Origin of the sequence: Methylobacterium sp. E-046 (genome assembly GCF_022829625.1) — a bacterium.
In the GTDB taxonomy this organism is placed as follows: Bacteria; Pseudomonadota; Alphaproteobacteria; order Rhizobiales; family Beijerinckiaceae; genus Methylobacterium; species Methylobacterium longum.
Window position 1 is genome coordinate 1 of sequence record NZ_JAKSYP010000066.1, and the last position, 12,756, is coordinate 12,756.

Annotated in this window: 9 protein-coding genes and 2 pseudogenes; 3 read left to right on the forward strand and 8 right to left on the reverse strand. The window is 64.6% G+C overall.

What is annotated here, in order from left to right:
* Positions 1 to 193 precede the first annotated feature (193 nt).
* A complete protein-coding gene (locus tag MKK82_RS04095) occupies positions 194 to 562 on the forward strand; it encodes a hypothetical protein (protein WP_243984738.1) in 369 nt (122 codons plus the stop codon).
* A gap of 1,606 nt (positions 563 to 2,168) precedes the next feature.
* Here MKK82_RS04095 and MKK82_RS04100 read toward each other — a convergent pair.
* The 4 genes and pseudogenes from MKK82_RS04100 to MKK82_RS04110 form a co-directional block, all read right to left on the reverse strand.
* A complete protein-coding gene (locus MKK82_RS04100; protein WP_243984740.1) occupies positions 2,169 to 2,630 on the reverse strand; it encodes a MucR family transcriptional regulator in 462 nt (153 codons plus the stop codon).
* Between the two features lie 251 nt (positions 2,631 to 2,881).
* Entirely contained in the window at positions 2,882 to 3,136 is a 255-nt protein-coding gene (locus MKK82_RS04105) for a hypothetical protein (RefSeq protein ID WP_243984742.1), read from the reverse strand.
* 191 nt (positions 3,137 to 3,327) lie between these two features.
* Positions 3,328 to 3,642, reverse strand: coding sequence for a GCG_CRPN prefix-to-repeats domain-containing protein (locus tag MKK82_RS34330; RefSeq protein WP_409566773.1), 315 nt, complete (start codon positions 3,640 to 3,642; stop codon positions 3,328 to 3,330).
* Between the two features lie 191 nt (positions 3,643 to 3,833).
* Positions 3,834 to 4,161: pseudogene (locus MKK82_RS04110) on the reverse strand (HU family DNA-binding protein).
* Positions 4,162 to 4,509: 348 nt separating this feature from the next.
* Here MKK82_RS04110 and MKK82_RS04115 point away from each other — a divergent pair.
* The gene (locus MKK82_RS04115) at positions 4,510 to 5,298 is read left to right on the forward strand and encodes a helix-turn-helix domain-containing protein (protein WP_243984743.1); all 789 of its coding nucleotides are present in this window, start codon (positions 4,510 to 4,512) and stop codon (positions 5,296 to 5,298) included.
* Positions 5,299 to 5,425: 127 nt separating this feature from the next.
* Positions 5,426 to 6,487: a potassium channel family protein gene (locus MKK82_RS04120; RefSeq protein ID WP_243984745.1), complete on the forward strand. Its 1,062-nt coding sequence runs from the start codon at positions 5,426 to 5,428 to the stop codon at positions 6,485 to 6,487.
* Between the two features lie 299 nt (positions 6,488 to 6,786).
* Here the strand turns inward: MKK82_RS04120 and MKK82_RS04125 are convergent, their stop codons facing one another.
* The 4 genes and pseudogenes from MKK82_RS04125 to MKK82_RS34165 all read right to left on the reverse strand — a co-directional run.
* Positions 6,787 to 7,212, reverse strand: a complete 426-nt coding sequence (locus MKK82_RS04125; protein ID WP_243984746.1) for a hypothetical protein — start codon at positions 7,210 to 7,212, stop codon at positions 6,787 to 6,789.
* A 90-nt stretch (positions 7,213 to 7,302) separates the two neighbouring features.
* Entirely contained in the window at positions 7,303 to 9,504 is a 2,202-nt protein-coding gene (locus MKK82_RS04130; RefSeq protein ID WP_313902083.1) for an EAL domain-containing protein, read from the reverse strand.
* A gap of 626 nt (positions 9,505 to 10,130) precedes the next feature.
* Positions 10,131 to 11,822 carry a methyl-accepting chemotaxis protein gene (locus MKK82_RS04140; protein WP_243984747.1) on the reverse strand — a complete coding sequence of 564 codons (1,692 nt, stop codon included), beginning with the start codon at positions 11,820 to 11,822 and terminating at the stop codon, positions 10,131 to 10,133.
* A gap of 420 nt (positions 11,823 to 12,242) precedes the next feature.
* Positions 12,243 to 12,756 (reverse strand): annotated as a pseudogene (locus MKK82_RS34165) (hypothetical protein); the annotation flags it as partial.

Sequence of the window (12,756 nt, forward strand, 5' to 3'; positions counted from 1 at the left end):
GTCGTCGGCGTCCCCGTTCATGCGGTCCAGAACCGCGATGATGCGGTCTGCCGCCTCGAGAGCGACCTGCGCCGCCTCCTCCAGGCTGGCACGGAGCGCCGTCCCTCCATCGGCATGCGAGACCTGTCCCTGGCCGAACGTGCACACCACAACCCGTCGTCTGAACCCGGCGACTCCGGAGATCTTGTCGCCGTTGGCCGGGACTGCGCTCCCTGCCAGCCTGGAGGAGGCGGCGCAGGTCGCTGTCGAGGCGGCAGACCGCATCATCGCGGTTCTGGACCGCATGAACGGGGACGCCGACGACGAGGACGGCGGGAGCGCTGAGCCGTCCCTGGCGGCACCGGAGAACCCCACCGGCTCGCAGGTCGTCTACATGCGGGGCAATGACCGGGACCGCGAGGAGGAGGCACCCGAGACCGTGCTGCCGGAGGTGGCGGCCGAGCCGATGCCCGAGCCGCAGCCCGAACCGCTGCTGACGGCTGAAATCTTGCCCTGGCGCGGGCGCGGCAACGTCATCGCGGCAGCCGGCACGATGCTCCTCGACCTGCTAGAGCATGCGTGATGCTGACGGCTTCAGCTTCTGAAGCGTATGCCAGCGCGTTCACGTGCATCATCGTCCGCAGCTGGTATGCCAATCAGCACGCGTGAAGGATTGGTGTGCACGATCCGAACATTTCTCGGCGTCCAGCCACAGCCGACGCAAACAGCGTAGATCCAGCGTCCCCACAGATCTGAGTTGTGCTGGTCAACGGCCTTCTGCCGTTCCCTGGCTCTTTCAATGGCTTGCTTCGTCTCCTTGGCTTTCGCATCGCTGTTGATGTCAGTTTTTGCCTGGACTGGATCTAGCCTAGGTTGCGAATGCTGCGCTATAGCTGAAGTCGTCAGACCAGACAACATGAAAAAATCAGTACCGAAAGTCGCATTCGAGGCTCCAAATGCAGTAAAATTGCGCGCATACTGGAGTCGTGACGCGTTTCGTGGCCGATAAGTTTCAGGCTCAGTAGAAATTGCTGAGATTGAATGCGGCTTACGAAGCTGATGCGCCAGCTCGCTCGCAGCTGGCTGGCCTGCCACGAGGCGATGGGCGGCCTGCTGGTGGCCGAGGAGCCAGAGGCCGTCGCGCAGGCGCGGGGGAACCGGAGGGCCGCGGCACATAAGCGTCAGCAGTCATCCACGCCCGTCCGGGTGCAGCCAGGGGGGCAATCCCATGAGCGGGGAGGTTGGGAGGAAGCCCAATGACCTCAAGGCTACGCCCGGCTTAGCGCACCGCTACAACTTGGGTGAGAGTTTGGCTCTGACCCGGTTGAGCATCCACGCCCGCCCTTCGGTTCACTGGGGGGCGGACTTGAGGCGGGCGTGAACTGCAAGCAAAACCGCCCCCTCAGGGCGTGCCGGCGGACTCAGCCTACGCTGCGTCGCCCGAATGCGAAACGGTGTCGCTTTTCGCAGAGCGGAAACGATTTCCGTTTTGCGGAGCCTCCTAGCATCCACACCCGCCCATCTGCAGGTTGGGGCGAGCTTCTGGGCGGGCGTGGAGATCGGCGGATGCCGGCGCCGCGGAGTTAAGGTCGGATGCGGGAACTGTCTAGCTGCTAGCCCCTCACCAACGCCGCTCGCGCATCCGGTGCGGAGGAAGAGGCCCACCCTATTCAGCCTGTGCAATCCAGCCGAGCACCGGCACGAAGCGCTCTGCTTGGGCGTCAGCCTGCTAGTACATCTCTGATGCCGACCGTACCTCCATTCGCCATGCGTACCTAAGAATTTAGGATATCGGGATAAACCTTTGGCCACCCGCGAAATGGATCCTGCCCGCGCTAGGACGCACTCAGGATTGATGAAAGACTGTCCTCATCGCCCCGGCGCCACAAATCGCGAGTCGAGGCAGAGGATGAGCTTATGGCTGCCGCTCGACGCGCTGTGAGATACGCTCGCATCTGGTGGCCAAAGACAGCGCGTGAATTCCGGCTAAGGTGGCGGCGCCGACGTGCGGATCGCATCCTTCGCTGGATAGGAGCATTCAATCAGGGGCGCCCAGGTTTGGCTCAGAGCATGTCTGCCGAGCCCGCAGCGATGCCTTCGGCAGATCCGCCTAATAACGTCGTCATGCTGACATGGGCGCAGACCTTCGGCCGTCCCGCTCGGTAACGGCCGACGCGCGGCATCCCCAATCAGTCTGTCTTCCGTGCGTCCTTGTCGCGTGTAGCGGAACCGCCCGCCTGACCCAGGCCGATGGCCTTGGCGAGGGCGGAGCGCTGTGCAGCGTAGCTCGGCGCGACCATCGGATAGTCGGACGACAGGCCGTAGCGATCGCGATAGCTCTTCGGGTCGAGGCCGTGTCCGGTCAGATGCCGCTTCAGCGTCTTGTAAGTTTTGCCGTCGATGAAGCTCACGATGCCGTCGTCGCGGACAGACTTGCGGATCTGGGCTGCGCTCGGTTTCTCGACGTCGACGTTTGGAGCCGTAGCACCCGAGCCACCCGCAGTGGCTAGACCGGAGACTGCCTCGTGAACTCTCGCGATCAGGCCCGGCAGTTCGGCTAGTGGCACAGGGTTGTTCGAGACGTAAGCTGAGACGACCTCGGCAGCTAGCGCGGTAAGGTTGCGGCCGCTCTCTTGAGTTTCTTCGGACAAGGCAATCGTTCCTACATGCGCTCACATTTTCGTGAATGGTACAATCGTGGTCTAAAGGCAAGTGTCAGTTTTAGTTGCCCGCAATCCACTTCGCTACGAGAGGTGCCTCGTACGAGTTGTTTGGCGCGTTGATGGCGAGCCGGTATGGTTGTTCAGCCTGCGAAGCTAGTTTTTGCTCCACGTCCTACTAGGCCGCTGCACACCGCGTAGGTGCGGATGAGGCTGCAGACGGCGGCTGGCCGACAGACGCCTTAGTCTCGCACGGGCTTCGGCTCCGGCTTGGCGGCCCGCACAAGGCTCTGGATCGCCCGTGGCGGCCGACCGGCCTTCTGAGCGATCTCAGCCTCCTGCTGCTCAATGAGCCGTCGGGCGGGATCGTCGCCGTCCAAGCCGCCTAGGATCTCCATCGGCACGCGCCGGTTCGAGGCACGACTGCCATCCTCGAAGATGGCGTCGAACAGGACGAAGCCTCGGTCCTGAGGCAGTTGCTTCACGCGCTTGGCCATGCGGGCTGATACGCCAGTAAGCTCGGCGGTTCCAGATCGCTCGGCGGCTGAGCCGACGCTCGAGCTGTTGCCGATGGCGGACATCCTACCTTGGCGCGGCCGCGGCAACGTCATCGCGGCGGCCGGCACGATGCTCCTCGACCTGCTGAAGCGGGCCCTGATGTCGATCGGGATCCCGGAGGGTTGATCGATTACCGGAAGCCGCCGCCCGGAAGCCGACCGTGGAACGGGGTGTTGCGGCAGTGACCCCAGGGGCCACGCCAGTAGCCAGGCGGGCAACCGTTGCCGGCGCGGACTTGGTACCAACCACCCGGGAGGCGTCCGACGTAGGGTGTATTCCGGCAGTGTCCCCAAGGGCCACGCCACGCGCCTGGACCACAACCACCCGCCACAAGGGCGATGGGAGCCGTGACGCCCAGATTAGATACGATCGGCATCGCATTCGCGCTAACAACCGGCAGAGCGGCAAGCGCTCCTGCAGCGATAAGCGTATTCATTATCTTCATCGCCTGTGTCCTCTGTATTCCGCAGCCGAGTCATTCAATGCCGCTGTTCTCATAACTTGGCGGACGGGTAGGCGCTGCATTAAATCTTGGCCATGAAACCGAAGGGTTGCAGAAAAGCAGACAATATGAAGTGACTGCAGATGGTTGTTGCGTGAGTTCCAGGCGTGCGGGCGGGCTGCCTGCTGTACCCGCTAGGAAGCCCGCCGAACCCGCTGCGCCTTTCCTTGGGGTTGACCATCATCGCGATTGAGTCGTGCCCGCATCGCCTTGCTATGCTTGAAGTGGACGTGCGCCCTAGCCTCGACCACCACCCTCGCGACGGTGCTCGGGTTCCGAGCGGTACGGGCTTCGCGGTCACGCACGCAGAACGTCTCGAAGTCGCGCAGCTCGACGCGATCACCATCCGCCAACGCCCCCGGCGATCCGGTCGAGAATGGTATCCACGACCGCCTCGACATCTCGGGCGAAGAGGTGCGGGTTCTGCTCCGCGATGCGGGCGACGAGTTCGGACCGGATCATCCGCGTAGGGTGGCGGCGTCATCACAGGCTGCGCAAGTGTGGGGTCGCACCGTCCCCCGCAACGTTGACTTAACCGTGCGCCCCGGCCGACATGGACCGTTCCGGCTGGACCCGCCTTGGCGAGTCGCGGCCACCATCAGGAGACCGCAGCCGCGAGATAGACCCTGAAAAGCCAACAGCCCCTTCCCGGCAAGGAAGAGGCTGCTGAAAACCTGGGGCCTTGTGAGGCCGTCTCGAATACCCCTCACAAGCCACACGACCCCCTCGGGAGTCAAGCCGGAACGGCAATTCCGGCAACAGGGAAGGCTTGCCTGGACCCTAGCCGCGGCCCGTAAGGGACCGGGTTCGATGACCTATGCCGAAGAGATCCGCCGACAGGTGGAGGTGGCCCCGCGCGCCGCGTTGCCGGCCATCACGGCTGCGCTCTGGCGCGCCTACGGGGAAGGGAAGGTGACGGAGACCGAGGCCGCGGCGCTGTCCGGCCTGATCGAGACCCGCCGTGTCCCCGTTATGGGAAATCCCATATCGGCCCCAGATCGCGTAGGATCGCCCAGGAGGGCCGTCGGCTCGCGCCCGCGCACGGATGCCTCGATGGAGCGCCGTCGCCGCTGGGCAGCCTCTGGACGGCTCCCGCCCGGTCTCGCGGCCCGGTTCACTCTGGCTGAGCAGGCGGTTCTCGCCTTGGTGGCTGCTGAGACCGCGCGCCGGAAGGATTGCAGGCTGTCGATCGAGAACATGGCCGCCGTGGCGGGCGTGTGCCGCTCCACCGTCAAGAATGCGATCCGTGAGGCCCGACAGCTCGGTCTCGTGACCGTCGAGGAGCGGCAGATCACCGGCTTCCGCAACGACACGAACGTGCTCCGGATCATCAGCGCGGAATGGCTGGCCTGGATCCGGCTGGCGCGAAAAGGAGGTGGCGGTTTACCACCCCCTTCTCAGAGGCAGGGTCATCACGGCCCCACCTTGCAAGGGGGAGGGGTCAAAAGCGTAACCAGCACGCCTACTGAGGTTTCAGATCTGGGGAAAACGAGGCCAGCGGAACCCAAGAAGGGCTGCCGAGGGGCAGCGGGCGACCCTGGCCGAAGTGGCCCCGTGAGAATTCGCGCGACAGGTAGAACCGGGCGAGCCATGCGCTGATGTTCTGCGACCGGTCGATATTCCGAACGGCTCCACAGGCGGTCAGCTTCCATAGGGCAACAGGATCCCCACGATGATACGCCCAGCACGGGCTCGAAATAGACCCCTCCGGTTCCGCCGTAGCGTTGTGCGCGATCTACGCAACCGCATCCGCTTCGCCCTGGTCGGGCTGTTGATCCTCATCGGCCTGCATGTCGCTGCGATGATCGCCTTCGAGGGCCTCAGCTTCGGTGAAGCGGTGTGGCTAACCTTCACCACCATCACCACCACGGGCTACGGTGATCTCTCCGCGAAGACGCCCGCGGGCCGAGCCGCAACCATCGTACTGATCTACCTGTCCGGCATTTTCCTACTGACCCAGGCCGGGGGCGCGTTCTTTGAGTTCCGGATCCTGCGACGTGAACGCAAGCGTCGAGGCGAGTGGAGGTGGGGCATGCGCGACCACATCGTCTTCGTGAACGCACCCGCCGACGAGCCGGGCGACTACCTGCGGCGCCTCCTCGACCAGCTGCACCGGTCGCATGCCGACTTCGCCACCGTGCCTTCCTTGATCCTGACCGAGGCCTTCCCGGATGGCCTACCGCCCGATCTTGAGGACGATCCGCTCATCGTTCAGCTGAAGGGGCGCTTCGACGATCCCGCGGCGCTTGAAGCTGCGGGCGTCGACGACGCGCGAGTGCTCGTCATCCTCGCCGAGCAGGAAGGCGAGCGACTGTCCGACAGTCGCACCTTCGACATCATCCATCGTCTGCGCGAGCGGGGGATCAAGGCGCGCATCATCGCTGAGTGTGTCGATGACCTGAACCGCGATCGCCTGAGACGAGCGGGGGCTTCAGCCATCGTCAGGCCTTTGCGCGGGTATCCTGAGATGATCGTCCGCGCCATCGTCGCGCCCGGCACCGAATGGATCATCGAGCGCCTGTTCTCCAGCGAGGGTGACGAGTGCCTCCGCTTCGACGTCAAGGTCGCTGGTGTAGCCTGGGCGGAGATCGTTTCGGCCGTCCTGATCCAGAACTTCGGCACGCCGGTCGGCTACGCAGATGCAGAGGGAAAACCACACAGCAACCCGCCGCCGCACACAACAATCGCAGCCCAGGCGCTGTTCGTGCTCGTCGACGAGACGCAACGACCAACCGATGCGGTGCTCCAGAAGCTGCTCGATGACCTGACCCATCGCAGAAAGGCATGAGGGTGAGGATCTGAGCTGAGGCGTCGTGCAAGGGTTCGCTAACCGACGGCCATCACCGTCGCGGGTATGTCAAAGTGAACGGTTCGGACTCTGAGAGGCGCCCTCTGGATCGCCGCCCTCGTGCTCTGCTGCTTCGCGGCTGCGATGCTGATGGAAGCCAATCGACCCGCTGAACCAGCGACCGCGCTGCTGCCGTCCGACGACCCCGCAACGACAGGCTCTATCAATCAAGCCTCGATCCGATGGTGTGGGGCTGCCCCTTGGTGCCGCTGATGCGAGCGACATTGCGCTTGCCAGCCTTAACGGTACGGGCCGCCGAACAGGTCGCCGATCGCCTTCCGCCGGAACAGCGTGCGCCAGCGCCGTCTCTGATGCTCGGGCCGGTCGTGGATCATGTGACACCGCTGGCAGAAGGCCGCGAGGTTGGCATCAGCGTTGTTCGAGGTGTTGTGATCCCGGTGGGCGGCCGCGAGGACCACGTGGGTTCGACGGGCGCGGCCGAGGATGTCAGCTTCCGCAGCCACCCGGATCCGCCTGCCCCATCCGTCGCGCCAGCGATTGGCCTCAGCGTCCCACCAGCGGCCATCGCCGAGGTGGTAGATCTTCCGCCCATGCGGCCGTCCGCAGCCCTCGCACCGGCCCTGTGCCCGGCCGAAGCGGATCGCCATCGATAGCTCACGCCAGTCGATGGGGTAGAAGAAGCGGTGCTCGGGCCGGATCGGCATGATGGCGCACTGTGCCACCAGTTCAGGTGAAAGCGTAGCGGTTAGCCGCTTACGCCGGGATGCATGTCACGGTGCGTGTCACGCGCAACGTCAGGCCGCGGCCGAAGTGGCCCTCGCCTCTTGCTGGATCCCAAGGCCGAACCGGTTCGCGAACACGTCAGCGGGCATCGGCTTACCAAACAGGTAGCCTTGCCCTTCCTGGCAGCCCTTCCCGCGCAGACGCGCGTATTCCGCCTCAGTCTCAATCCCCTCGGCGATCACCGCCAGTTCGAACCCGCGGCCGAGTTGCAGGATCGCCCGCACGATCGTTACGTCCTGGTGTGAGGCCAACATGCCGGTCACGAACGAGCGGTCGATCTTCAGCCGGGTCAGGGGGAAGCGCTTGAGCAGGCTGAGCGAGGCATAGCCAGTGCCGTAGTCGTCGAAGGCGATGCCAACCCGCGCCTCTCGCAGAATGCGCAGGGCAGCGATCACCTCAGCATCGTGGCGCAGCACGATGTTCTCGGTGATCTCCAGCTCCAAGCCAGCGGCCGGGAGGCCAGTGTCGGACAGGATAGCCCGGACCGTCGTGGCCAAGTCGCCGCGCTGGACCTGGGCGCTGCACAGGTTCACCCCCATGCGGAACTCGGGTGACCCCGCGTTGCGCCACGTGACGGCCTGTTCACAAGCGGTGCGCAGCACCCAGTCGCCGACCAGCGCAGCGTACCGGCTCCTGTCCAGTACGTCGAGGAACGCCGCGGGCGCGAGCAGACCGCGCTCCGGATGCTGCCAGCGGATCAGCGCCTCCGCCCCGACTAGGCCGCCGTCGCTGAGGCGCACCTGAGGCTGGTAGAACAGTACGAACTCACCGCGCTCGACCGCCCGACCCAACTCGTCGCGGCAGGTGTGGACGCGCTGGGCTTGCTGCCGCAGCACCGGGGTGAACAGCCGGTGGCAGTGGCGGCCGTCGCCCTTGGCTTGGTACAGGGCCAGATCCGCACACGAGAGCAGGTCGTCGGCGCTGTCGCCGTGCGTCGGCGCCAAGGCGATACCGACGCTGGTGCCGAGCCGCAGCGTCTGACCCTCATGCTCGAACGGTTCTGCGACTGCCCCGATGATCATATCAGCCACCTCGGCCGCGCGCAGCGGATCGGCGATGTCAGGCATGAGCAGGACGAACTCGTCGCCACCGAGCCGCGAAACCGTGTCGATCGGGCGAACGCACGCGAGCAGGCGGGCGGCCATCGCCTTAAGCGCGGCGTCACCGGTGGCATGTCCGTGGCTGTCGTTGATCTCCTTGAAGCCGTCGAGGTCGAACATCAGCACCGAGACGGTACGCGCGGCGGTGACGATCTCGGTCAGCCGCTCGCACAGCACGGCACGGTTGGGCAACTCGGTGAGTGGATCGAGGTGAGCGAGCCGGAACAACCGCTCTTCGTTGGCGCGTCGCTCTCGGATGTCGCGCACGATCGAGCCGAACGCGGCGCGTCCCTCCTCCTGCCATCGCGATAGCGACAGCTCGATCGGGAACTCGGTCCCATCCTTGTGGCGAGCTGGCAGCTCGACGGTCTTGCCCAAAAGCCGGGGTTTGCCACCGCCGGCGACGCGGTGCAGGCCACCACCGTGACCTCCGCGCATGCGCTCGGGCACGATCAGGTCGATGGGCTGTCCGATCGCATCGTCGGCGCTGTGCCCGAACATGCGCTCGGCGGCGGCATTCCAGAAGGTGATGTGGCCTGTCGCATCGGCGCAGATGATGCCATCCGGCGAAGTTGCAGCGATCTGAACGAAGCGCGACTGGCTCGCCCGCTCGGCGACCGCCAGCCGGCGCAGCTCCATGCGGTCGAGGATAAGATCAGCTAGCTGCCGCAGGATCTTCCGGTCTGCATCGGAGAAGCTGTTGCGCGGCTGCGTATCGGCCAGGCAGAGCGTGCCGACGGCGTGACCTGCGGGTGCGTGTAGCGGGATGCCGGCGTAGAAGCGGATGTGTGGCGGCCCAGTGACGAGCGGGTTGTCGTGGAAGCGTGGATCAAGGGCGGCGTCGAGGACGACGAGGGCCTCAGTTTGCGCGATGGTATGTGAGCAGAATGCGACCTCTCGGTCAGTCTCGCATAGGCTGAGGCCTACCTTGGCGTGGAACACCTGCCGGTCTCGATCGAGGAGCGAGACGAAGGCTGTCGGGACCTGAAACAGGCGCGCGGCTAGGCTGACGATCTGGGTGAAGGCCGGCGCTGGAGCGGAGCCGACGAGATCGTACTCGGCCAGTGCCGCGAGGCGGGCGTCCTCTGCGACGAGGATAGGGGGAAGCCGCACGGTAGGTACCCGAGATTGTGTTCGTCTGCTGACGTACCGTAAGGTTGTTAAAAGAAGTCCTACAGGATCACGCGGTGCCGACGTCGCTCAAGACGACGTGATAGCTAACATAAAGCTGGACAGCGAATCCATGTGCTGAACGCCCGCGGAGAGGCTCAAAACAGATCTTCAAGCCCGTCGTGGTAAGTTGAGGGAACGCCGTTTTCGATCAGGGGCTGACAGGGCAACTGGGAGCAGCGAAAATTCGGTCTCGATGTACGGTCGGGGCTTGTGTCTTACCCTGTGCGGCTAATTCGCGCCGACGTCGGGCTGACAGCCGTCGCAGTTCACCCCAATGGCGACTCTGTTTCGCCAGTGTCATATGTACGCGCTGCTCGCGCCATCCGGGCAAGCCAATCGAGATCCAAGGTCTGGTCAGCGATGTGCACTTGGCCGCCAAGAGCCGCAATCTTTAAACGCAGCGCTTCGATCATTGCTTCCAACGATTGGCCGAGGGCTCGGATCTGTGACCCACGAGGGCCGAGATCTACTCCTTCAGCGAATGCCCCTGTTAGAGCCTCGGTGAGACCTCGGATGTCTGCAAAGGCAGTGCTATCTTCCTGAGGTCCCACCGATTTCATCACGCCTCAGGCCGCGCGCACGGTCGCAAGGAAGCGTCCGACCTCGGCCGTGAGATGCTCGGACTGCCGCGATAGCTCGGAGGCCGCGCCCAGCACCTGGCTCGCTGCCGCTCCGGTCTCCTCGGCCGCGCCGGCCACACCAGCGATGTTGCTCGTGACCTCGCCTGTACCCATCGCCGCCTGGCTGACGTTGCGCACGATCTCCTGCGTCGCCGCGCCCTGCTGCTCCACGGCGGCGGCAATCGAGGCTGCAACGCCGTTGATCTCGCGGATCCGCTCGGTGATGCCTGCGATCGAAGACACCGCCTGCCCTGTGGAAGCCTGGATATGACCGATCTGGCTCGCGATCTCCCCGGTCGCCTTCGCGGTCTGCTCGGCCAGGGCCTTCACCTCGGAGGCAACGACTGCAAAGCCCTTGCCGGCCGCGCCAGCGCGGGCCGCCTCGATGGTGGCGTTGAGCGCCAACAGGTTGGTCTGACCCGCGATCGTCGAGATCAGCCCGACGACGTCGCCTATCCGTGACACGGCCGCGCTCAGTTCCTGCACCAGTGCGCCGGTTTGATCCGCCTCGCGCACGGTGCGGTGTGCCAGATCCGCCGAACCGGCGACTTGCCGGCTGATCTCTTGGACGGAGGAACCCAGCTGCTCGGCGGCGGCGGCGACGGTGTTAACGTTCGAGGCCGCCTCTTCTGCGGCAGCCGCCACAGCTCCGGATTGAGCAGAGGTCTCGCCCGCCATTGCCGACATCGATCCAGCGGTAGCCTGCAGCTCGGTAGCGGCAGCCGAGACCAGACCGATGATCCCACCGACCGCCTGCTCGAAGCCATCGGCCATCTGGCGCATGCCGGCCTTGCGCTGCCCCTCGGCCGCCAGCCGCGCCTGTGCGGTCTCAGCCTCCAGCTGGCGGGTGCGGATCAGGTTATCCTTGAACACCTGCACGGCAGCGGCCATCGCGCCGATCTCGTCCTGGCGTTGCCGGTACGGCACCTCGGCGGCGGCATCGCCTCCGGCTAGGATCGACATCGCGTCGGTCATTCCTTGGATCGGACGCGACACACGTAGGAGTCCGAAGGCAGCAGCGGCGCATGCAGCGGCCAACGCCAGAGCAACGGCGACGTAGGCAGCTAGCGTGGCGGCATCGGCCTCGGACATCGCTGCGTTGGCATCGCGGCGAGCCCCTTGCTCGTTCAGGGCGACGTCACGCGAGAGATTGGCACGAGCCTCGTCGTAGAGGTTGGCCGTCTCAGGCCCACTCATCAGCTTGAGAGCCGCCGGTTGCTGGCCTGCCTCCATCAGGCGCCGCATCTCGGCATCCGCCTGCTCGAAGCGCTTCCAGTCAGAGGCAAATGCGTCGTAGAGGGCGCGCTCCTCGTTTGAAGCGATCAGAGGCTCGTAGGCCTTGCGCGCTTCAGTGAGCTTGTCATGGCTCGTAGTGAGCTTGGTCTCGTTCTCAACCAAGCGAGCGGGTGTGTCAGACAAGATGAGCAAACGCAGCTGCTTGACCCGAACCTCAGAGGCTGCCGCTCGCATCTGACCGACAGCGACGATGGACGGCAGCCAATTCGTGGCCACTTCAGTGACAGAGTGACGGATCCCGGCAAGCTTAACGACCGAGAGCGCTCCTTGACCCGCAGCGATGAGAGCGAGCAGGCCGAAGGCGCCGGCAAGCGATGTTTTGAGAGAAAGTTGGAGGCGCATGGTTCGGTTTGGCGCGGGAGGAGCCGAAAGGCTCGCCGCGCGCGCAACCATCCGGGTTCAACAACCCAGAGAGCTTCGTTCAAATAGTTTACCATCTACGATGTTGGCCGAACGCTTCGCCTTCACAAATACGTATGCAATCCCGTCACAGAAAATGTATATTTTAAGTTGCATAGAGGCTAAATAGGTGCCTCGCAGCGGTCGCTGGTCGACACGCCTGAACGATATCGACGTCGGCGACGTTCAAACCCGGACCGATCGAGCCGATCCGTCTGGAGGAAACGCCATGCCGATGAAGACACTTGCTCTAGCTGCTGCGCTCACCCTTGCCGTTTCAAGTGCCGCGATGGCTCAAACCGCAGCCGGCGGCGGTAGCTCTGAGGGCAATATGAACAGCCCGGGCTCGGTGAAGAGCAACTCTCAGAAGTCCATGGAGGGCGGCAGCAGCTCTATGGGAGCGGGTACGATGAGCACAGGCACAGGTCCTGGCACCAGCGGCGGCCCGCCCGTCAGCACGCCCGGTGCAGCCGGAGGCAGCGGTTCCGGAAACGGTACGACGGGCAGCGGTGCTGCTCCGAGCGGCCGGTAAGCTCTAAATGCCCCGTGGCTCCCCGCCGCGGGGCTGATACGCCGCCTTCGATCCATCTCTTCAGCCGCGACGGCCTCGACGGCCGCAATGACGTTCTCCAACTCGGCGACCTGACGGAGGGCGCTGCTGGCCGGCGAACCGAAAAACATCGACGTCGTTGAAGCTTCATGTCGGAACCCGGTCCAGACATGGATTGCTCCTGCAACCGTCTGCGGAACAGGATCGCCATGAGCATTCTGCTCGATGAGCAGGTAATCGCGGCCCTCGCCAGCGCGGTCGCGATATTGCGCAAGGCGAACGATCCTGGCGTGATAGACCTTGAGCATGCGATCCGCGCACATCGCA